Genomic DNA, 20251 nt, shown 5'->3' on the forward strand with positions numbered 1-20251 from the left:
AGCAGATGATCGGGGTCGACGGAATGAGTGATGCAGCAGCAGGCAATGCAGCAAATGACGGTGCTTTGACGCCACGTTTCGTGCATCTGCGCGTACACTCGGCCTATTCCTTGCTGGAAGGCGCATTGCCGCTCGGCAAGATCATCAAACAGGCGATTGCCGACGAGGCGCCGGCTATCGCGGTCACGGACACCAACAATCTGTTCGGTGCGCTGGAATTCGCACAGAAGGCATCGAAGGACGGTTTGCAGCCGATTATCGGCTGCCAGCTCGACATCGCCTTCGGCGACCATAACGATAACGGACGCAGCGCCAATCGCAGGCTTGCGCTCGATCTTGCCCCCATCGTGCTGCTTGCGGCAACGGAGGAGGGCTATGCGAATATCGTGCGGCTTGTCAGTCGCGCATATCTGGACACACCGGCGGGCGACCCGGTGCACATAGCGGCGGGCTGGCTTCCCGCCTTGTCAAAGGATGTGATCGTTCTGACGGGAGGACCGCTTGGCCCCATTGGCCGGTCCTTTTCCGCTGACAGGCCGGACAGGGCACATTCGCGGCTTGCCTTTCTGCGGGAGGTTTTTGGCGACCGGCTTTATGTCGAGTTGCAACGCTTCGCGGGCTTTGACCGTGCGTTGGAAGCAAAGACTGTCGCGCTTGCCTATGAGATGGATTTGCCTCTGGTGGCCACCAACGAAGCTTTCTTTCTCAAGGCGGAGGATTTCGAGGCGCATGATGCGCTTCTCGCCATTGCGGACGGGCAGGTTCTTTCCAACGATGATCGCCGCCGCCTGACACCGGATCATCACCTGAAAAGCCGCGCAGAAATGGCGGCGCTTTTTTCCGATCTGCCGGAGGCGCTCGAAAACACGGTCGAGATTGCGCAGCGCTGCAGCTGGTACACGCAGACGCGCAAGCCGATCCTGCCGCGTTTCACAGGTGAATCGGACGACCCGGAAGCCGCTCTTCAGGCAGAGGCCGACGAGCTGGCTCGGCAGGCGCGCGAGGGCCTGAAGATGCGTCTGGAAACGGCGGGTCTCGCGGAAGGCTATACGGCAGAACAATATGCCGAGCGTCTTGAATACGAGATCGGCATCATCACCCGCATGAAGTTCCCCGGCTACTTCCTGATCGTTGCCGACTTCATCAAATGGGCGAAGGCCCATGGCATTCCGGTCGGGCCGGGCCGTGGTTCCGGTGCCGGTTCGCTCGTCGCCTATGCGCTGACGATTACCGATGTCGATCCGCTGCGCTTCTCGCTGCTTTTCGAACGCTTCCTCAATCCGGATCGCGTTTCGATGCCCGACTTCGATATCGATTTCTGTCAGGATCGCCGTGAAGAGGTGATCCGCTATGTGCAGGAAAAATACGGGCGCGATCAGGTTGCGCAGATCATCACTTTCGGAACCTTGCAAGCCCGCGCCGTGCTGCGCGACGTGGGGCGCGTTCTGGAAATGCCTTACGGTCAGGTTGATCGTCTCTGCAAGCTGGTGCCGCAGAACCCGGCCAATCCCGTATCGCTGGCGCAGGCCATCGAGACCGAGCCGAAGATCAATGAAGAGCGTGAGAAGGAGCCGGTCGTCGGGCGGCTGCTCGACATGGCGCTCAAGCTCGAGGGGCTTTACCGCCACGCATCGACCCACGCCGCCGGTATCGTGATCGGTGATCGTCCGCTGTCCGAACTGGTGCCCATGTATCGCGATCCGCGTTCGGATATGCCGGTCACCCAGTTCAACATGAAATGGGTCGAGCAGGCGGGGCTGGTCAAGTTCGACTTCCTTGGTCTCAAGACGCTGACGGTTCTGGAAACGGCGGTCAAGCTGGTGGCGCGCAAGGGCATCGAGATCGACCTGTCGCATGTGCCGCTTGATGATCCGCTCACCTATGAAATGCTGTCGCGCGGCGAAACGGTTGGCGTGTTCCAGGTTGAAAGTGCCGGCATGCGAAAGGCGCTGCTCGGCATGCGCCCGGACCGGATCGAGGACATTATTGCGCTTGTGGCGCTTTATCGTCCCGGTCCGATGGAGAACATCCCGACCTATAATGCGCGCAAGAACGGCGAGGAGGAGATCGCCTCCATTCATCCGAAGATCGATCACCTGATCAAGGAAACGCAGGGCGTTATCGTCTATCAGGAACAGGTGATGCAGATCGCGCAGGTGCTTTCGGGCTACTCGCTCGGTGAAGCTGACCTTTTGCGCCGCGCCATGGGCAAGAAGATCCGCGAGGAAATGGACAAGCAGCGTGTCCGTTTCGTGGATGGCGCGATCGAAGGCGGTGTCGACAAGGCACAGGCTAACATGATCTTCGACCTCTTGGCCAAGTTCGCCGACTACGGCTTCAACAAGTCGCACGCCGCCGCCTATGCCATCGTATCGTACCAGACGGCCTATATGAAGGCGCATTACCCGGTCGAGTTTCTGGCCGCGTCGATGACCTACGATATGTCGAATACAGACAAGCTCAACGATTTCCGCCGCGAGGCGAACCGCCTGGGCATCGAGGTCGTGCCGCCATCGGTGATGACGTCGTTCCGTCCGTTTGAAGTGGGCGAGAAGCAGATTTTCTATTCGCTCGCCGCCATCAAGGGCGTGGGCGAAGCGGCGGTCGATCATATTGTCGATGTGCGGGCCGAAAAGCCTTTTGAAAGCCTTGAGGATTTCTGCGAGCGTGTCGATCCGCGCATCGTCAATCGCCGCGTGCTGGAAAGTCTCATCAATGCTGGCGCGATGGATTGTTTCGGTCGGGATCGCCCCGCAATGAGCGCGGGCATGGATCGCATCATGGGCTTTGCCCAGCGCACGCAGGAAAATGCGGCGAGCGGCCAGTCCGATATTTTCGGCCTGTCCGGCGCTCCCAAGGAAACACTCATCCTGCCGCAGGCGGCACCCTGGCTGCCTTCCGAAATGCTGCATCGCGAATTTCAGGCGGTCGGCTTCTATCTGTCGGCGCATCCGCTCGATGAATATCGCGATGTGCTGAACCGGATGCGCGTTCAAAGCTGGGCGGATTTTTCCGCAGCCGTCAAGCGCGGCGCCAATGCCGGACGTCTGGCGGGCACCGTGACAGCGCGTCAGGAGCGCAAGACGCGGACCGGCAACAAGATGGGTATCGTGCAGCTGTCCGATGCCAGCGGCCAGTTCGAAGCAGTGCTGTTTTCGGAAGGGCTCGCGCAATATCGCGATCTTCTGGAAAGCGGCAAGTCGGTGGTCATTACTGTTCAGGCGGAAAACCGTCCCGAAGGCATCGGCCTGCGTATCCAGACGGTGCAGTCCCTCGAAGACGAGGCCTGCCGGATGCAGAAGGCGATGCGGCTTTATCTGCGCTCCGCCGACGCGGTCCGTCATATCGCGCCGCATTTCAATACGCGTGGCGACGGGCAGGTGAGTCTCATCGTCATCAAGGATAATGGCCAGCGCGAAGTCGAGATCGAACTGCCGCACCGTTATCGTGTCAGTCCGCAGATCGCGAGCGCCATGAAAGCCATTCACGGCGTGGTGGATGTAGAACTGGTTTGAGATAATTAAGGCAGAGCGGCGGCAAACCCGTTTTGTGGACTTTTGGGGCGAAAAACCGGTGGTGATGTGTGTATTTCACCACCGATTTTGTGTCGAGCGCCCGTCAAAAATGTGGCATTTCTGTGATTTGCCTCAATAGGCGGCTGTGAAACGCTTGCGGATATGCTGGCCTTTTTCAGCTTCGTCCAGAATGGCGACAGCCAGATCGGCCACGGAAATCTTGCTTTCACCCTTGTCGCCGAACACCGGTTCGTCGCCCCCCAGACGATATTTTCCGGTGCGTTCGCCCGGCTGGAGAATGATCGCTGGCGACACGAAAGTCCATTCCAGTGCATCCTCCCGGCGCAATTCGTCGAGTGCCTGACGGGCACCAAGCGCGCCCTCCTTCCATTCGGCGGGAAACTCAGGCGAGTCGACCAACTGCTTGCCATTGATGGAAAGACTGCCTGCGCCGCCAACCGCTATGAGGCGCTTGATGCCCGCCTTTTTGGTGGCTTCGGTGATGGAACGGCTGCCATTGATGTGGTTTTCGCGGATATTCTTGTCACTCCAGCCCGGATTGTAAGCCGAAATCACGATATCATGTCCTGCAAGCTGGCTTGCAAGCGCGTCGGTGTCGAATACGTCGGCCTTCACCGCTGTCACATTGGCGAGCCTTTCCACTTTCTCCGGATGGCGAACCAGTGCGGTAACCTGGTCACCGCGCGCTGCCGCTTCCTTGAGAATTGCGGCGCCTACAAAGCCTGTTGCGCCGATGAGTGCGATCTTGGTCATGGCATTTCCTTTCCGATCTTCTCGTATGGAATGAATTAAGGTATGTTTCATAATCAGGTTATTTCTGATAACCACATAAGCGATACCGCCATGCGTGTGAAGAACGCACTTTTACATGTTCAGGGTACATGGAAGTAACCGCGTCGAAGGCAAGTGTTCAGGACGGTTTCGATGATCCAAAGACGCAAAAATGCGCTATCTGTTTGTATTTACATACTTTCCGCAGCCAGGGGATGAGGCATGCGGGTACGAAAGTGCCATGGCTTGAATGACGGAAAGCACATCGGTCACAGACCGTATGTTCAGGAGAAACCGATGACGATACCGACACGTCCAGATGGCAAAACGCCTCTGCTCTCGTCGACCACGGCGTTTCAAACCGATGGGGATGGCACCTGTCCGATCCGTGAGGTGCTGGACCGGGTGGGCGACACATGGAGCATTCTTGTGATTTTCAATCTTCAGGAAGGTTCTATGCGCTTCAATGCATTGCGGCGCTCCATTGAGGGCATTTCGCAACGCATGTTGACGGTCACGTTACGGTCGCTGGAACGGGACGGGCTTGTTTCCCGGCGTGTTCGCCCGACATCTCCGCCTGAGGTGGAGTATGCACTGACCGAGCTTGGACATTCTCTGGCAGTGCCGATCGATGTGCTCGGCCAATGGGCAGTCAAGAACCGTGATCTGCTTCGCGATGCACGCTCACGTTTTGACGGAGACACCGAATAAAAGGGGAACCGGCCCGTCTCCCCCTGCGTTTGTTTTGTCAGACAGGAGAGAAAGCCATGCCCGCAAAATCACAGGCCCAACAGAAAGCAGCCGGAGCTGCCCTTGCTGCCAAGCGCGGCGAGATCAAGAAAAGCGAACTCATCGGTGCGTCGAAGGAAATGTATGAATCGATGACCGAAAAGGAACTGGAAGAGTTTGCTGAAACCAAACGCAAAAGTCTGCCCCAGCACGTAGACGACAAGAAGAAGCACTGAACAGGATAGCCGTGCGCCATCAAAGCATCGCGGAAAAGCGGGAATCGGTTTTCCGCTCAAGAAGTGCGTAAAACAAAACTTAAAGCGTGTTGCTTGAGTGCGATTGAACGCAACACGCTTCAGGTGCTCGACGTAGGCCGTTACTTGTCGGACTTGTTTGGTGCGAGTTCGATTGCTTTCAGCTTTCCGTCCGTAATGCCGCAGCGCAGCGTGATGCTGTCCCACTTCGCTGAAACGCCCTTGTTGCGCGCTTCGCCGGGGACCGAAATCACAGCCGATACCTTGCGCGGATCGCTCGTGCTGAATTTCGATGATTTATCATCGGTTTGCGCGTCCGAAATATCGTCCTTGGTGAAGCCGAGACGATCATATTTCTTGCTCTTCTTCACATAATCATAGCCGCTGGCGATGCAGTCGGCGATCTGCGGCGCGACCCGCTGATCCTTGACGAGCGTCTGGTAGTTGCCTGTAAAATCCTTCGAACGCTTGGGAACGGCGTCGGCCTGCGCCGCAGCCGAAAAGCCAAGTGCGAATATTGCGGAAAGTATGAGTTTTGTCGATTTCATGCCCATGTCCTCGTGGAGATCCGTCTTTCACTCGCGATCAGGCGGAATTGAATCGATAATGGAACGGAGATTACAGGCGCAATTCTGATTTTTTTATGAATTTCCAACGCTTACGATAGCTTATTGGCAAATACGTGCAAGACAGGATTTGCCATGGCAACCTTGGTCGAGATGCATGTTGGTGCGATGCGCGGCATCGCCGTCCGGTCCGATCACGGTCATGAAGAGCTTGCAGCTCGCACCGTGCACGGCGCGCCAGAACGCCTTTTCCTTGTCGCTGCCGTTCCAGCCGCTTTCCAGCTGCGTTTTGCTGCCGTCCGTAAATGTGAACGACATGATGTCGAGTGCGTTGGCAAAGGCATGTTCGGAAACCCGCCCCGACGATGCACCGTTTACCTTCCGGCATTGATAGTCCGAGCCGACGCCGATTTCGGTGATTTTTGCACCCGGTCCGTAAACATCCCGGGCGGCTTTGGCGACTTCGCTGCTCCACTGCGCCAGCGTGACGGCCATTGCGCAATTCGTGGTCACTGCGTTGGCGAATTTCAAAGGCCCGTCCTTGCCGATGGCGGTCAGGGACAGGGGGGAATGAACCCCGCATTGGCCGCTGTCCGTGATCGGGGGCAGGAGCTTGCCCTGGACTTCGCCGGAGATCAGCGCCGGGCAGGAAACCTGATAGACACGTTCCTCCGTTTCCGGCTTCTGTTCCGTCTGTTTCGGGTTGTCGGTCGGTTCTGGAACGATCGCCGGAATGTCCGGGGATGGAGGCGGCGCGGTAGGCGGTTGTTCCTGCCGCTCGTCCCCCGGCTTTTCGTCGGGAACAGGCGGGACTTCCGGCTCCCTTTTCCCATTTGTCGTTTCCTCCGGGCGCGGAGCCGGAATTGGAACAGGTGCCGTGAATCGGGGCGCGGGCTTTGGTTCGGCCCTTGCCGGTGCTGGGTCGGCTTGTCTTGCCGTTTGTTGCTTCGGAGTGGATTTCCTTTGGCTGTGCCTGACCGCCGGGCGTTTTCGATGCTGCCTTGCCTTCTGCGCGTCCTGTTTGAGAATGCGTTCAATGAAGGTTTGCGCCTGCGCCTCGCCGGAAAAAATGCTGGATGAATAGGGTATCGTAACGAGGCCGAGCGCGATCAGAGCGGTAAAAGCACTCTTGCCGGACGGAAGAAAAGACAAAGCCATTGAAGCCTCATGAATAGCGGTTCCGTCAGGGCTAATGATGAAACAGGGAATGATGTTCCTTCACGCTTGATGGCAGGGCGTAGCAAATGGTAGGAAACACGCCCCGAACACCGGTTTTTCCGGCTTTTTCGCCTGTGCCTGCTTGACAAGATAACAGCTGCATGACTAAAAGCCGCCCATCGCTGGCGCGTTTTCGCGCTGGCGTTTCATTTGACGTGTCCCGTGGATGAAGATTGCGCTCGCGCGCTTCATCCTGTCAGTCCTCGAAAACGGAGGGCAGAGGAGGGCGCGTTTCCTCCAGCGCCTTCGGGCGCTATAACTCTTTGAAGGAAATGCGATGAGCAAGCGCGAATCCGCTAAGTACAAAATTGATCGCCGTCTTGGCGAAAACATCTGGGGCCGTCCGAAGTCCCCGGTAAACCGCCGTGAATATGGCCCGGGCCAGCACGGCCAGCGCCGCAAGGGCAAGCTCTCGGACTTCGGCGTGCAGCTGCGCGCAAAGCAGAAGCTCAAGGGCTTCTACGGCGACATCTCCGAAAAGCAGTTCCGCAAGACCTACGAAGAAGCCGCTCGCCGCAAGGGCGACACCGGTGAAAACCTGATCGGTCTGCTGGAATCGCGTCTCGATGCAGTCGTGTACCGCGCCAAGTTCGTTCCGACGATCTTTGCTGCCCGCCAGTTCATCAACCACGGCCACGTGAATGTGAACGGTCGCCGCGTCAACATCCAGTCTTACCGCCTGAAGGCCGGTGACGTTGTTGAAGTTCGCGAAAAGTCGAAGCAGCTGGTTATCGTTCTCGAAGCTGTTCAGCTCGCAGAACGTGATGTTCCGGACTACATTGAAGTCGACCACAACAAGCTGGTTGCGACCTACGCCCGCGTTCCGACCCTGACGGACGTTCCTTACGCCGTCCAGATGGAACCGAACCTGGTCGTCGAATTCTATTCGCGTTAATTCCATGCGCGCTCTGGCGCGCTGGATATATGCCGAAATCGAAAAAGCCGCGCTGTATATGCAGCGCGGCTTTTTCGTTCAAAAGCGAAGCGGTTTTGCGCCCGGAATGCCTGGGATGGATCGATTACGCATTTCAGTGCAAAGAATTGCGGTTTCCCGGTTTTCCCCGTGTCAGCTTTTCGGTATGAAGCCTGCAACATCCTCAATTTTCGGGAAGCACCATGAACGCTTTCGATCCTGATATTGCCGAAGACGCCGACAGCAGCGGCTGTCATCCCCTGTTCCGCGATGTGCCGGCCACGGTGGAATTCAACAAGCTGCGCAAGCGCCTCCTGCGTCTGACGCGTCAGGCCATCGAGGATTTTTCGATGGTGAAGCCCGGTGAGCGCTGGATGGTCTGCCTTTCGGGCGGCAAGGATTCCTACGGCCTTCTGGCTCTGCTTCTAGACCTGAAATGGCGCGGCCTGCTGCCTGTCGAACTGCTGGCGGTCAATCTGGATCAGGGCCAGCCGAATTTTCCAAAGCACATCCTGCCGGATTTTCTCAATCGATACGGGATCGAACACCGGATCGAATATCAGGACACCTATTCCATCGTTACCGACAAGCTGCCGGAAACGAGCACCTATTGCTCGCTCTGCTCGCGCCTGCGCCGCGGCAATCTCTACCGGGTCGCGCGGGAGGAAGGCTGTTCCGCGGTCGTGCTCGGCCATCACCGCGAGGATATTCTCGAAACCTTTTTCATGAACCTGTTCCATGGCGGGCGGCTTGCCGCCATGCCGCCGAAACTGGTCAATGACGAGGGCGACCTGATGGTGTTTCGCCCGCTGGCCTATGCGGCGGAAGACGATCTGGAGAAGTTTGCGACCGCGATGCAGTTCCCGATCATTCCATGCGACCTGTGCGGCAGTCAGGAAGGGTTGCAGCGCAATGCGATGAAGGCCATGTTGACCGACATCGAAAAGCGCATGCCGGGGCGCAAGGACACGATGATCCGCGCCATGACGAATGTGCGGCCAAGCCATCTGCTCGATCGCAAGCTGTTCGATTTTGCGGGACTGACACTGAACAACGGGGGTGATGATGCGCTTTGATGATGGGCAGATGGACTGGCTGGCGGATTTGCTGGCAGATGCGGCGCGTCAGGAGATCATGCCGCGGTTCCGCAGGCTGGATGCCGGCGATATAAGGCAGAAGACCTCCGCCGCCGATCTGGTCACGGAAGCGGATGTGAATGCGGAGCGCTACATCACTGCAAGGCTCAGGGAACGCTTTGCCGACGCGGTGATCGTCGGTGAGGAGGCGTGCTCCGACAATGAGGCTCTGCTGGACGGACTGGGCGATGCGGAACTTGCCTTCACAATCGATCCGGTCGATGGCACTTTCAACTTTGCATCCGGCGTTCCGCTTTTCGGCGTGATGCTTGCGGTTGTGTCGAAGGGTGAAACGATTGCCGGTATCATCCACGATCCGGTCGGCAATGACTGGATCATGGCGTCGAAGGGCGGTGGAAGCTATATTCGCCACGCCAATGGAGATGTGAGCAAGGTCGGCGTCGCCGAACCCGCCTCGATCAATCAGATGACCGGCTCGATTTCCTGGCAGTATACGGCTGAGCCGATACGGTCGCGTCTGGCGCGTAACCATACAAAATTCCTGTCGCAGATCGGCTATCGCTGCGCGGCGCACGAATATCGGATTATCGCAACGGGTGGCGCGCATTTCGCGGTCTATAACAAGCTTATGCCCTGGGACCATCTGCCGGGAGCGCTGATCCATCAGGAAGCGGGCGGCTATCTCGCACGATGGGACGGAAGCGCCTATCTGCCTTCCCACACCGGCGGCGGTCTTCTGGTGGCGCCCAGCAAGGAGAGCTGGCAGGACATTCAGGCCGCACTCTGGGCAGAGTAGCCAGCCCGCTTGTGTTTTTGGCACCGGGGCATTATATTGGCGGAGTGTGTTGGAAGCGCGAACTCCCAACCCGTTTCGCTTACGTAAAGAATTGGACCCGCACGTAGCATTGCCAGCCCGTGCGGGTTTTCTTTATCGTCAGCGTGATACTAACGGGTAATAAACCCATTTGTGTCACTCCGGTTCGAGAGCAAAGCCCTTGCCAAAGTCGGGGTGGCTTATCCTCCCCGATGCGCCTGCTGGCTGGCGCGTTCTGCTTTCGCCCCCGAAGCCACCAATTGATAGCATGTGCACGGCATAAGAAAAGCCCGCTAACTATGAGCGGGCTTTGATTGTTTATCAGTGATACGCGATCAAATCACGTGTTCGGCGGGCGGGTTTTGCACCCTGAACAACCGTCCGCGTTCGGCAATCAGAACGCAGCCAAGCGCTACGAATCCAAGCACGCAATAGCCGGTTGCAACCGGCGTCGTGGTGCCGTCGAACGCCTGCCCGATAACGGCACCCAGCGCCGCGCCGATCACCGTCTGTGCAAAGCCCAGGACGGAGGAGGCAGTTCCGGCAACTTCGCCGAGCGGTTCCATTGCCAGCGCATTGAAGTTGGCGGTCACGAGGCTGAACGAGAACATGATCGTCATGTAGATCGCCATCAGGATCGGGAAGGGAACGGGGCTTGCCATGGTCGCCGAAAGGATCATCCACAACAGGCTGAAGCCGGTGAAGACCAGCAGCATTGTCTGCGAAATCCGGCGCATGCCGAAGCGGCCGACGAGGCGCGAGTTCATGAACGAGGCGAGCGCCAGCGTCATGGCGACCGCAGCGAATGCCAATGGAAACAAGGCGCCGAGCTTATAGATATCGACGAAGATCTGCTGCGCCGAATTGATGTAGCCGAACAGCGCACCGAGGATGAACGATGTGCCCAGCATGTAGAACAGGGCGACGCGGTTCGACAGGACGATCCCGAAGCCGCCGATCACGCTCTTGACCGTCAACGGACGCCGGCTGGAAGCGGGAAGGGTTTCGGGCAGACGAAAAAAGGCCCACATGCCGACGACAAGCGCCATCAGCGCCATCGACAGGAAGATGAGGTGCCACTCGCCGAACAGCATGATGAGCTGGCCGGTGGCAGGCGCGACGACGGGCAGGATCATGAAAACCATCATGACGAGCGACATCACCTCGGCCATCTGGCGGCCGGCAAACTTGTCGCGGACCACCGAGACGGCAATGACGCGCGTTCCGGCAGCGCCAAGCCCCTGCAGAACGCGCAGGACGATCAGCGTCGTGAAATCGGTCACGACAGCCGCTCCCAGAGCGGCCACGATGTAGATCACCAATCCGCCGAACAGCGGCAGGCGGCGGCCGAAGCGGTCGCTCAGCGGCCCATAGAACAGCTGCGAAACGCCGAAGCCGAGCAGATAGGCGGTAATGACGAACTGGACGTGGTTTTCCGACTGCACGCCAAGGCTCGCGCCGATCTGCGGCAGACCGGGCAGCATGATGTCGACTGCCAGCGCATTGATGGCCATGATGGCAGCGATGAGCGCGATGAATTCTCCGCGTCCACGCATGGAGGTCTTCTGGTCCGGCGAACCGTTCTTGATGTCGAGCGGCATGACTGGCATTCCCTGGCAAGGTGGCGCATCGCGTCGGGGGACACGATACGAAAGACAAAATTTAGAAAGCAGAAGCCGACGGATGGAAATCCGTCGTTGAACATCTAGCAAAACGCGAAAGGCGCCGTGGAACGGCGCCTTCGGAAAAGGTGAGGCTGAAGCCGTATAACCGGCAATTAATCCTCAAGCTGCCTTGGTGGCAATACCCTTATCGGTAAAAAGTGCCTGCAATTCGTTCGATTGGAACATTTCGCGCACGATATCGCAGCCGCCGACGAATTCGCCCTTCACATAAAGCTGCGGGATAGTTGGCCAGCTCGAATATTCCTTGATGCCCTGACGCAGTTCGTCCGAGGACAGAACGTTGACGCCCTTATATTCCACGCCGAGATAGTCGAGGATCTGGACGACCTGACCGGAGAAACCGCACTGCGGGAAACCCGGCGTGCCCTTCATGAAAAGCACGACGTCGTTGGTCTTCACTTCATTGTCGATGAAATCGTTGATGCCGGTCATTTGCGGTCCTTTCCAAGCATAACCCCGAAAAGTTGCCTGACTTTCCGGACAGGATCATGCGCTAAACAAATACGCCGAGGCAAATTCCGGCGCAAACTGGGGAGGTCTTCCCGAATATAGTCGCTTTGAATGCTGGTAACCACCCGGATCGGGCGAAAGCAAGTCAAATGCGCGAGAAATTTACTTTCGAGGGAGCAGCATCTTGCCGCAGCCAATGCCACTCCCGCGAAAGGTTTTTGTTATTCCGGTACGCTTGTCTGCAAGGCGAGTGCATGCAGCACGCCGCCCATATTGCCCTTCAGCGCATCATAGACCATCTGGTGCTGCTGCACGCGGGACTTTCCGCGAAAACTTTCCGCGACAACCTCGGCGGCATAATGGTCTCCGTCTCCGGCAAGGTCGCGGATCGTCACCTTTGCGTCGGGAATCCCCTCGCGTATCAGTTTTTCGATCTCATGTGCGTCCATAGCCATGCAAAATCTCCCGCCGTTTCCGGCATCTTCTTATCGTTTTATCGAATCGTAACGCACCATCGTGGAACGTCAACAATCATCTGTCTAACGTTTAAATCAATGACAAGCAAACCGCCCGGACAGGCTTTCCATCCGGGCGGGAAAAGTATCAGCAATGCGAAATCAGGTCAGTTATCACTCACCGGCTCGCCGCTCATGAAGGCCGGGAACCAGCCTTCAAAAGCATCGGTCAGGTCGGCGACACCGACATCGACAATATCGCCGATCTTCAGGCGGTCGCCGCCGACGGTGCCGAGCACGCGGAAAGGAACGCCAGCGCCTTCGGCATTGAGGGCGATGAGCTTTGCCATTTCAGCGGTGGCCGCGACGACATAACGCGCCTGATCTTCACCGAAAAGTGCGGCATGTGGCAGGCCGTCACCGGCATCGATCACGGCGCCCTTGCCGGACTTGATTGCCATTTCCGCAACGGCAATCGCCAGGCCGCCATCGGAAAGGTCGTGACATGCCGTGACCTGACCGTTGCGGATAGCCGAGCGAACAAACTCGCCATTGCGCTTTTCAAGCGCAAGATCGACGGTCGGGGCTGGGCCATCGGCGCGGTCGAACAGATCACGCAGGTAAACCGACTGGCCGAGATGGGTGCCGTCACCGCCAAGCAGAACCAGCGTATCGCCGTCCTGCATGCCGCCGATCTTCGCCATTTGCGACCAATCCGGGATGAGACCGACGCCAGCAATGGTCGGCGTTGGCAGAATGGCCTGGCCGTTGGTCTCGTTGTAGAGCGAGACATTGCCGGAGACGATCGGGAAATCCAGCGCGCGGCAGGCTTCGCCAATGCCTTCGATGGCCTTGACGAACTGGCCCATGATTTCCGGCTTTTCGGGATTGCCGAAGTTCAGATTGTCGGTCGATGCCAGCGGTTCCGCGCCGGTCGCCGTGATGTTGCGCCAGCATTCGGCCACAGCCTGCTTGCCGCCTTCAAACGGATCGGCTTCGCAATAACGCGGGGTCACGTCGGAAGAGAAGGCGAGAGCCTTGGTGTCGTGGCCTTCCACGCGGATAACACCGGCGTCACCGCCGGGAACCTGCAACGAGTTGCCCTGAATGAGCGTATCGTACTGTTCGTAAACCCAGCGACGCGACGAAAGATCGGGCGAGCCGATAAGCTTGAGCAGGGCAGCGGAATAATCTTCCACTTGCGGCACATTGCTGGCTGGAAGCGGCGCGTGCTTGCCGGGCTCCATCCACGGACGATCATATTCCGGCGCTTCGTCGCCCAGATCCTTGATCGGCAGGTTGGCGACTTCCTCGCCCTGATGGATGACGCGGAAGCGCAGATCGTCGGTCGTCTTGCCGACAATTGCGAAATCAAGGCCCCATTTTCGGAAAATGGCTTGGGCTTCGGCTTCCTTTTCTGGCTTAAGAACCATGAGCATACGCTCCTGGCTTTCCGACAGCATCATTTCATAGGCCGTCATGTTCTCTTCGCGAACGGGAACATGATCGAGGATGAGTTCGATGCCGAGATCGCCCTTGGCGCCCATTTCGACGGCGGAGCAGGTGAGGCCAGCCGCACCCATATCCTGAATGGCGATGACGGCGCCGGAAGCCATCAGCTCAAGGCAGGCTTCAAGCAGGCATTTTTCGGTGAACGGATCGCCAACCTGGACGGTCGGACGCTTTTCTTCGATCGACTCGTCGAATTCAGCCGATGCCATCGTTGCACCGCCGACGCCATCGCGGCCCGTCTTCGCGCCGAGATAGACGACCGGCAGGCCGACGCCTTCTGCCTTGGAATAGAAAATGCCATCGGTCCTGGCGAGACCCGCAGCGAAAGCATTGACGAGGATATTGCCGTTATAGCGCTTGTCGAAATTCACCTCACCGCCGACAGTCGGCACGCCGAAGGAATTGCCATAGCCGCCGACGCCTGAAACGACGCCCGAAACGAGATGGCGGGTCTTCGGATGATCGGGTTCGCCGAAGCGCAGCGCATTCATTGCCGCAACGGGGCGCGCGCCCATGGTGAACACGTCGCGCAGAATGCCGCCCACGCCGGTCGCCGCACCCTGATAGGGCTCGATATAGGATGGGTGATTGTGGCTTTCCATCTTGAAGACGATGCAATCGCCATCGCCAATATCCACGACGCCTGCATTCTCGCCCGGGCCCTGAATGACGCGCGGTCCGCTGGTCGGCAGCGTGCGCAGCCATTTCTTGGAGGACTTGTAGGAACAATGCTCGTTCCACATGGCCGAGAAAATGCCGAGCTCTGTGAAGGTTGGCTCGCGTCCGATCAGTTCAAGAATGCGCTGATACTCGTCCGGCTTGAGGCCATGCGCTTCGATCAATTCCGGCGTGATGTCTCGCGTATTGGAAATAGTCATGGAAATGGGGAACCCCGTCGCAGGCTGTGGCACCCGGAAACTTCTGGCGAAGGACGGACACCTAAGGTTTCAAGGCGCCTCTTTAACCTATGTTGCGGCAGTGCGCGACAGGAAAATACCGCTTTCCCGGCCTCAATCGTATATCAATAACGATAAAACGAGGCCAAGCCCGTCAAACACTCCCCTCATATCCGGCCTGTTCGTTTTCGAGCAGGCGGCGGAGCGTCAGAAAACTGTTTTCAACGACACTGCGATCAGCCGGAGAAGAAAAGGCAACGCGGACCCGGTGATAGATCTGATCGACACGCCCGGCCTTGAACTCATCCTCATCATCGATGAGGATTCCGCTTTCATAGGCGGCTGCCTTGAATGTTCCCGAAAGCCATGGTTCGGGCAGGCTCATCCAGAGAAACGGAATTGTAGGCTTGGAAACGAAATCGAAGCCATCGAAGATTTTCCTCGCCATTTGTTCGCGAATGACCGTTTCTTCGTGGCATTTGCCGTGAATGGCGTCTGCCTCGCCGGATAACACAAGCTGCGCGCCGGTTTCTGCAAGCAGGAAGGCCGCGCCGCCGGTGACCATCTTGTGCGTTACCTTCACGCGTTGCGCGCAATGCGCGGGGCAGGCGACCCAGCCACTGCGAATGCCTGCAGCAACGGCTTTCGACAGGCCGGAAACGACGAAGGTGCGTTCGGGCGCAAAGCTCGCGAGCGGCGGTATCCGGCTGTCGCACATGACGCCATAGATATCGTCTTCGATGAGCCAGACATTGTAACGCCGGGCAATGTCGGCAATGGCGCGGCGGCGTTCTTCCGGCATGGTGGATAATGTGGGATTATGCAGCGTCGGCATCAGGAAGGCGAGCGTCGGATGCTGCTGGCGGCAGGCGCGTTCAAACTCCTCCGGGATCAGCCCATATTCATCCAGACCCGCCTGAATGGTGCGTCGCCCGAGAAGGCGCACGGATCGGCTGATCTGCGCGTAAGTCAGGTTTTCAAACAGGATGCGATCGCCCGGATTGGTAAAGGCCGTGATGATGGCAATGCTCGCAGCCTGCGCGCCGTTGGTGACGACGATATTTTCGAGGTCTGGCCGCCAGTCGGCCCGCGAAACCCATCTTTGTCCGGCTTCCAGCCAGTGTTGCGGAAAATAGCGCGAATAGCTCGCAATATCCTGCGGAAAATCCCGGTGAATTTCGGCATTGATTTTGGCCAGAACTTCATGTTGGCCAACATCCGGCGCTGCCGTCGTGTCGAAGCGGATTTTACCGGATGGGACGTCGGCGGGCTTTGTGCCCGCGATGCCGGAGGCGGTCAGCGCATTGTCGGCGGGTTCTTCACCCAGGACATAGGTTCCGCGACCGACTTCGCCCGTCACAAGGCCGCGCTCATGGGCCAGCGCATAGGCGCGGCCAATTGTGCCGATTGTTACCTTCAAATCGAATGCGAGATTGCGCTGCGGCGGAAGCTTTGCGCCCGCCGGCAAACCGCCATTTCCGATAGCCTCTTCGATGGCGTCGGCAAGTTGCAGGTAAAACGGGCCGGACTTGCCGGAAAGGTCGGGAATCCAATTTGTCATGGTGACAACTTATAAATTGTACCTATTGCCAAGTCAATTATAGAGTCAATTCTGTCGCTGCTGGTGACGATGCAGACGCCCGGGCAACATGCGGTTTGCCTCGACTGCTTCCCGGCTCCCAACGGGCTCCAGCTGGTAATGAATGGATCGAGCCAATGTTTTATTTCAGACCGCAAACCGAGACAATAGACACAATTTTGCCCGTGCCTGTGGCAGATAACATTACGGATTTGCCAAAAGCATTGCAGGCCAATCTGTCGGCGGCATCCCGGCCGCAGATCGGATATGTACGGCGCGTTCTGGACTGGTTCTCCTATCGCATGATGCTACGGCGCAGCCGGATCGCCTTGGGCGAACTGACAGACGATCAGCTGCGCGACATTGGGCTGCAGCGCGGAGAAGCCGAGCGGGAATCGCGAAAAGTACGCTTTCATTTGCGTTAGAGCGCATCCCGAAAAGTGTGAAACGGTTTTCGGAAAAGATGCGCGTTAAGACAAAGGATTAGAGCGTCGATCTGATCCGGTCTGATCGAGACGCGCTGTAAATCTGTCGCGAAAAGCAGCTTTCCGCGACAGCTTGATTACTGGCAGCCGCTCTGGCCCGAAGCCCAGCGGTTGACATCGGCGGCGATGCGTCCGCCATGGCTTTCACCCATCATCGGGCCGAAAGTTTCCACACGAGCCGGGTTTCCTTGCGCTTGCACGACGAGCAGCGGACGCGATGCGGGGTTGCGCGCAGGCACGACCAGGATGCGCGGACGACCGGTGAAAGAATTCAGTTCCGGTGCAAGTGAATAGCCGCGGAAATCCTTGTCCTTCGATTTGAACCAGCAGCTATTGGCCGCCAGCGCGATACGTTCCATGGTTGGCAACGCCGCCTTGCTGGCATCGACGGCGACAGGCCCCGTGGGTTTGCTGGAGGTGCAGGCTGCAAGCAATGCAATGGCCGGAAGGGCCAGAAGAGCGAAAGTCTTGGTCTTCAAGGAGGGCTCCGATAGTGCGTGCCTTCAGGAATGCACGCATGAGGGGTAGGGGTAATTGTCAGGCGAGTTGCGGCATGAAGGCCTTCAGTCCATCGCTCATCTCGTTCCAGATGCGCTCAAAAACCGGATGCTGTTTTGCCTTGGCTGCATATGCATCGAATTTCGGAAACTCGTCCAGCAAATCCGCTTTGCCGGAAAGCTTCTTCAACGGTTCCATCAGGAAACGTACCGGCAGCAGCCAGCAATCCGCAAGGGTGGGTTCGTCTCCTGCGGCGAAAGCTGTGTCCGACAGACGGCTTTCGACGACTTTCAGGCCGGTATGCATCTTGTCGAACAGGCGATCGATGCTTGCGCTGTCGCGTTCCGGTTTGCTCAACAGGATGAAAAGCTTCATCGTTGGTCCAAGCACATCGAGTTCCGTCACGCGCGCCAGCAGGCGGATGAGCGCGCGCTCGCGCGGCGTGCCGGGCAGCACGGATGTTTCGGGAAAATGATCTTCCAGATATTCCGCGATGACAGCGGCTTCGAACAGTGTTTCGCCTGAACTGGTGATCAGCACCGGTATGCGACGAAGCGGCGTGACATTGCTGAAATCGGCCGGAAACGGATAGGAAAGGTTCATCGGCTTGAACGGGAGGTCCTTCAGATAAAGCACGCTGCGCACGAAAGATGAGTAGGGGGAGAGAGGCCTGGAATAAAGCTGCATGAGTGAAGTTCCCCTGATTCTATATCGCTAAAATCTGTGAGGCATTTCCAGCAAAAATGTGGACGCATTATGCCGGGAAATGCAGAAAACAAATGTGAGGCGATCCAACGGTTTCTCATCTGTCAGAGGCCCCAGAAGCCAAGCTGCCACGAAACCCGGCGCTTTGCCAGTGCAGTTTTGAGGCGAGGCAGGCGCAACAAAAAAGGCGGCTTCAACCGAGCCGCCTTTTTTGTTTATCTGTTTGCCAGCTTACGCCGCGACGCCGAGTGCGCCCGCAAAAAGCGCCCGTCCGTCGTCGCCGCCATGGGCTGCTTCGATCAGGTTTTCCGGGTGCGGCATCATGCCGAGCACATTGCCGCGTGCATTGACGATGCCAGCAATGTCGTTGACCGATCCGTTCGGATTGGTGCCTTCGGCATAGCGGAATACAACCTGGCCTTCACCTTCGATGCGCTTCAGCGTTTCGGCATCGGCAAAATAATTGCCGTCATGATGCGCGACCGGGCAACGGATGATCTGGCCCGGCCGGTAGCCGCGCGTGAACGACGTGTTGGCGTTGGTCACTTCGAGTTTCACTTCGCGGCAGACGAATTTCAGCGAGGCATTGCGCATCAGCGCGCCCGGCAGAAGTCCGGCTTCAACGAGGATCTGGAAGCCGTTGCAGACGCCCATGACCATGACGCCCTTGTCGGCCTTCTCGCGGACGGCCTGCATGATCGGCATGCGGGCTGCAATGGCACCGCAACGCAGATAATCGCCATAGGAGAAACCGCCGGGGATCAGGATCAGGTCCACATCGTCCGGAATGCTGGTGTCAGTCTGCCAGACGGTGACCGGAGCCTGTCCGGTGATCTTTGTCAGCGCCGCGATCATGTCGCGATCGCGATTGAGACCGGGAAGGAGAATGACTGCGGATTTCATGGCGACTGCTTCCTTTATTGGGCTCAGGCGATGGCGATGGAATAATCTTCAATCACGGTGTTGGCGAGCAGCTTCTCGCACATGGCCTTGAGGTCCGCTTCGGCCTTGGCCTTGTCAGAACCTTCCAGTTCCAGATCGAACACCTTGCCCTGACGTGCGGAGTTGACGCCCTCGAAACCGAGGCTGCCAAGCGCGCCGACGATTGCCTTGCCCTGCGGGTCGAGAACGCCGTTTTTCAGTGTAACGGTGACGCGTGCCTTGATCACTCTGTAGTTCCTGCAATTTTAGAACGAATGAAACAGCCCGGAAGGCTTGTTTGGCATGATCCCGAAAACCGGCTTCCACCTTTCGGGACCATGCCCTTCCGGGCTGGGCGGATGGTTATTTCACAAGCGTGGGGCCGGACGGGCGCGGCGTATCGTTCTCGTTCATGATGCCGAGACGGCGCGCCACTTCCTGATAGGCTTCGACCAGTCCGCCCATATCGCGGCGGAAACGGTCCTTGTCGAGCTTGTCATTGGTGGTAATGTCCCACAGACGCGCCGAGTCCGGCGAAATTTCGTCGGCGACGACGATGCGCATCATGTCGCCTTCCCAGAGGCGTCCGCATTCCATCTTGAAATCGACAAGCTGGATGCCGATGCCGAGGAACAGGCCGGTGAGGAAGTCGTTGACGCGAATGGCAAGCGCCATGATGTCGTCGATTTCCTGCGGGCTTGCCCAGCCGAAGGCCGTGATGTGTTCTTCGGTGACCATCGGGTCGTCGAGTGCATCGGCCTTGTAGTAGAACTCGATGATCGAGCGCGGCAGGATGGTGCCTTCTTCGAGGCCAAGGCGCTTGGCCAGCGAACCGGCTGCGACGTTGCGCACAACCACTTCAAGCGGAATGATTTCCACTTCCTTGATCAGCTGCTCACGCATGTTGAGGCGGCGAATGAAGTGCGTCGGAATGCCGATGCGGTTGAGCTGGGTGAAAATATGCTCGGAAATGCGGTTGTTCAGCACGCCTTTCCCGTCGATGACTTCATGCTTCTTTGCATTGAAGGCAGTTGCGTCATCTTTGAAAAATTGGACTAGCGTACCGGGTTCAGGGCCTTCGTAAAGAATCTTGGCCTTGCCCTCGTAAATACGGCGGCGACGGTTCATGGCTTTTCTCGGATTTCCATATTTATGGTGATCGGCTCT

20 protein-coding genes are annotated in these 20251 nt (G+C 57.9%); 7 read left to right on the forward strand and 13 right to left on the reverse strand.

The annotated features are described in order from the left end of the window. Positions 1-23: 23 nt before the first annotated feature. A complete protein-coding gene (dnaE, locus tag J9800_RS05690) occupies positions 24-3515 on the forward strand; it encodes a DNA polymerase III subunit alpha (protein ID WP_114215719.1) in 3492 nt (1163 codons plus the stop codon). Between the two features lie 132 nt (positions 3516-3647). Here the strand turns inward: dnaE and J9800_RS05695 are convergent, their stop codons facing one another. Next, the gene (locus tag J9800_RS05695; RefSeq protein WP_114215556.1) at positions 3648-4289 is read right to left on the reverse strand and encodes an NAD(P)-dependent oxidoreductase; all 642 of its coding nucleotides are present in this window, start codon (positions 4287-4289) and stop codon (positions 3648-3650) included. A 315-nt stretch (positions 4290-4604) separates the two neighbouring features. Between J9800_RS05695 and J9800_RS05700 the strand changes: the two genes are divergently transcribed. Both J9800_RS05700 and J9800_RS05705 read left to right on the forward strand, forming a co-directional pair. After that, the gene (locus J9800_RS05700) at positions 4605-5018 is read left to right on the forward strand and encodes a winged helix-turn-helix transcriptional regulator (RefSeq protein ID WP_114215555.1); all 414 of its coding nucleotides are present in this window, start codon (positions 4605-4607) and stop codon (positions 5016-5018) included. 56 nt (positions 5019-5074) lie between these two features. Continuing rightward, positions 5075-5272, forward strand: a complete 198-nt coding sequence (locus J9800_RS05705) for a DUF3008 family protein (RefSeq protein ID WP_112587895.1) — start codon at positions 5075-5077, stop codon at positions 5270-5272. Between the two features lie 140 nt (positions 5273-5412). Here J9800_RS05705 and bspC read toward each other — a convergent pair whose 3' ends face one another. Both bspC and J9800_RS05715 read right to left on the reverse strand, forming a co-directional pair. Then, complete coding sequence (bspC, locus tag J9800_RS05710) at positions 5413-5838, reverse strand: type IV secretion system effector BspC (RefSeq protein WP_114215718.1); 426 nt, start codon at positions 5836-5838, stop codon at positions 5413-5415. 120 nt (positions 5839-5958) lie between these two features. Continuing rightward, a complete protein-coding gene (locus J9800_RS05715; RefSeq protein WP_114215554.1) occupies positions 5959-7014 on the reverse strand; it encodes an extensin-like domain-containing protein in 1056 nt (351 codons plus the stop codon). A 337-nt stretch (positions 7015-7351) separates the two neighbouring features. Here J9800_RS05715 and rpsD point away from each other — a divergent pair, with 337 nt between their 5' ends. The 3 genes from rpsD to J9800_RS05730 all read left to right on the forward strand — a co-directional run bounded on the left by rpsD (position 7352) and on the right by J9800_RS05730 (position 9880). Then, positions 7352-7969 carry a 30S ribosomal protein S4 gene (rpsD, locus tag J9800_RS05720; protein WP_006471794.1) on the forward strand — a complete coding sequence of 206 codons (618 nt, stop codon included), beginning with the start codon at positions 7352-7354 and terminating at the stop codon, positions 7967-7969. A gap of 221 nt (positions 7970-8190) precedes the next feature. Further along, positions 8191-9063: a tRNA 2-thiocytidine(32) synthetase TtcA gene (gene ttcA / locus J9800_RS05725; RefSeq protein WP_114215553.1), complete on the forward strand. Its 873-nt coding sequence runs from the start codon at positions 8191-8193 to the stop codon at positions 9061-9063. Continuing rightward, positions 9053-9880 carry an inositol monophosphatase family protein gene (locus J9800_RS05730; protein WP_114215717.1) on the forward strand — a complete coding sequence of 276 codons (828 nt, stop codon included), beginning with the start codon at positions 9053-9055 and terminating at the stop codon, positions 9878-9880. Before ttcA ends, J9800_RS05730 begins: the two co-directional genes overlap by 11 nt. A gap of 353 nt (positions 9881-10233) precedes the next feature. Here J9800_RS05730 and J9800_RS05735 read toward each other — a convergent pair whose 3' ends face one another. The 5 genes from J9800_RS05735 to J9800_RS05755 all read right to left on the reverse strand — a co-directional run bounded on the left by J9800_RS05735 (position 10234) and on the right by J9800_RS05755 (position 16457). Next, the gene (locus J9800_RS05735; protein ID WP_112587899.1) at positions 10234-11499 is read right to left on the reverse strand and encodes a multidrug effflux MFS transporter; all 1266 of its coding nucleotides are present in this window, start codon (positions 11497-11499) and stop codon (positions 10234-10236) included. 183 nt (positions 11500-11682) lie between these two features. Next, a complete protein-coding gene (grxD, locus tag J9800_RS05740) occupies positions 11683-12015 on the reverse strand; it encodes a Grx4 family monothiol glutaredoxin (protein WP_112587901.1) in 333 nt (110 codons plus the stop codon). 239 nt (positions 12016-12254) lie between these two features. Next, positions 12255-12488: a BolA/IbaG family iron-sulfur metabolism protein gene (locus J9800_RS05745; RefSeq protein ID WP_006466620.1), complete on the reverse strand. Its 234-nt coding sequence runs from the start codon at positions 12486-12488 to the stop codon at positions 12255-12257. A gap of 167 nt (positions 12489-12655) precedes the next feature. After that, positions 12656-14878 (reverse strand): phosphoribosylformylglycinamidine synthase subunit PurL, encoded by a 2223-nt coding sequence (gene purL, locus J9800_RS05750; RefSeq protein ID WP_114215552.1) that lies wholly within the window; start codon positions 14876-14878, stop codon positions 12656-12658. A 172-nt stretch (positions 14879-15050) separates the two neighbouring features. Next, complete coding sequence (locus J9800_RS05755) at positions 15051-16457, reverse strand: aminotransferase-like domain-containing protein (RefSeq protein ID WP_114215551.1); 1407 nt, start codon at positions 16455-16457, stop codon at positions 15051-15053. A gap of 155 nt (positions 16458-16612) precedes the next feature. On the opposite strand from J9800_RS05755, the gene J9800_RS05760 reads away from it, so the two are divergent. Beyond that, complete coding sequence (locus tag J9800_RS05760; protein ID WP_205315909.1) at positions 16613-16900, forward strand: DUF1127 domain-containing protein; 288 nt, start codon at positions 16613-16615, stop codon at positions 16898-16900. 137 nt (positions 16901-17037) lie between these two features. Here J9800_RS05760 and J9800_RS05765 read toward each other — a convergent pair whose 3' ends face one another. From J9800_RS05765 to purC, 5 genes are all read right to left on the reverse strand, one after another. Next, positions 17038-17439: a hypothetical protein gene (locus tag J9800_RS05765; RefSeq protein ID WP_114215550.1), complete on the reverse strand. Its 402-nt coding sequence runs from the start codon at positions 17437-17439 to the stop codon at positions 17038-17040. A 58-nt stretch (positions 17440-17497) separates the two neighbouring features. Beyond that, positions 17498-18145 carry a glutathione S-transferase family protein gene (locus J9800_RS05770; protein ID WP_114215549.1) on the reverse strand — a complete coding sequence of 216 codons (648 nt, stop codon included), beginning with the start codon at positions 18143-18145 and terminating at the stop codon, positions 17498-17500. Between the two features lie 249 nt (positions 18146-18394). Then, complete coding sequence (gene purQ, locus J9800_RS05775; protein WP_114215548.1) at positions 18395-19066, reverse strand: phosphoribosylformylglycinamidine synthase subunit PurQ; 672 nt, start codon at positions 19064-19066, stop codon at positions 18395-18397. Between the two features lie 23 nt (positions 19067-19089). Next, positions 19090-19332, reverse strand: coding sequence for a phosphoribosylformylglycinamidine synthase subunit PurS (gene purS / locus J9800_RS05780; protein WP_112587908.1), 243 nt, complete (start codon positions 19330-19332; stop codon positions 19090-19092). A 115-nt stretch (positions 19333-19447) separates the two neighbouring features. Further along, positions 19448-20212 (reverse strand): phosphoribosylaminoimidazolesuccinocarboxamide synthase, encoded by a 765-nt coding sequence (gene purC / locus J9800_RS05785; RefSeq protein WP_004688254.1) that lies wholly within the window; start codon positions 20210-20212, stop codon positions 19448-19450. Positions 20213-20251 lie beyond the last annotated feature (39 nt).

The sequence above is a fragment of the Ochrobactrum sp. AP1BH01-1 genome (genome assembly GCF_018066705.1).
Lineage (GTDB): Bacteria > Pseudomonadota > Alphaproteobacteria > Rhizobiales > Rhizobiaceae > Brucella.

What these genes read in the sequence shown, in the direction of transcription:
- J9800_RS05760 (WP_205315909.1), top strand. Translation starts at nt 16,613, where the DNA reads ATGTTTTATTTCAGACCGCAAACCGAGACAATAGACACAATTTTGCCC.
- purQ (WP_114215548.1), bottom strand. Translation starts at nt 19,066, where the DNA reads ATGAAATCCGCAGTCATTCTCCTTCCCGGTCTCAATCGCGATCGCGAC.
- purL (WP_114215552.1), bottom strand. Translation starts at nt 14,878, where the DNA reads ATGACTATTTCCAATACGCGAGACATCACGCCGGAATTGATCGAAGCG.
- bspC (WP_114215718.1), bottom strand. Translation starts at nt 5,838, where the DNA reads ATGAAATCGACAAAACTCATACTTTCCGCAATATTCGCACTTGGCTTT.
- J9800_RS05695 (WP_114215556.1), bottom strand. Translation starts at nt 4,289, where the DNA reads ATGACCAAGATCGCACTCATCGGCGCAACAGGCTTTGTAGGCGCCGCA.
- J9800_RS05755 (WP_114215551.1), bottom strand. Translation starts at nt 16,457, where the DNA reads ATGACAAATTGGATTCCCGACCTTTCCGGCAAGTCCGGCCCGTTTTAC.
- grxD (WP_112587901.1), bottom strand. Translation starts at nt 12,015, where the DNA reads ATGACCGGCATCAACGATTTCATCGACAATGAAGTGAAGACCAACGAC.
- purC (WP_004688254.1), bottom strand. Translation starts at nt 20,212, where the DNA reads ATGAACCGTCGCCGCCGTATTTACGAGGGCAAGGCCAAGATTCTTTAC.
- ttcA (WP_114215553.1), top strand. Translation starts at nt 8,191, where the DNA reads ATGAACGCTTTCGATCCTGATATTGCCGAAGACGCCGACAGCAGCGGC.
- rpsD (WP_006471794.1), top strand. Translation starts at nt 7,352, where the DNA reads ATGAGCAAGCGCGAATCCGCTAAGTACAAAATTGATCGCCGTCTTGGC.
- J9800_RS05700 (WP_114215555.1), top strand. Translation starts at nt 4,605, where the DNA reads ATGACGATACCGACACGTCCAGATGGCAAAACGCCTCTGCTCTCGTCG.
- J9800_RS05730 (WP_114215717.1), top strand. Translation starts at nt 9,053, where the DNA reads ATGCGCTTTGATGATGGGCAGATGGACTGGCTGGCGGATTTGCTGGCA.
- J9800_RS05770 (WP_114215549.1), bottom strand. Translation starts at nt 18,145, where the DNA reads ATGCAGCTTTATTCCAGGCCTCTCTCCCCCTACTCATCTTTCGTGCGC.
- J9800_RS05715 (WP_114215554.1), bottom strand. Translation starts at nt 7,014, where the DNA reads ATGGCTTTGTCTTTTCTTCCGTCCGGCAAGAGTGCTTTTACCGCTCTG.
- J9800_RS05705 (WP_112587895.1), top strand. Translation starts at nt 5,075, where the DNA reads ATGCCCGCAAAATCACAGGCCCAACAGAAAGCAGCCGGAGCTGCCCTT.
- dnaE (WP_114215719.1), top strand. Translation starts at nt 24, where the DNA reads ATGAGTGATGCAGCAGCAGGCAATGCAGCAAATGACGGTGCTTTGACG.
- J9800_RS05745 (WP_006466620.1), bottom strand. Translation starts at nt 12,488, where the DNA reads ATGGCTATGGACGCACATGAGATCGAAAAACTGATACGCGAGGGGATT.
- J9800_RS05735 (WP_112587899.1), bottom strand. Translation starts at nt 11,499, where the DNA reads ATGCCGCTCGACATCAAGAACGGTTCGCCGGACCAGAAGACCTCCATG.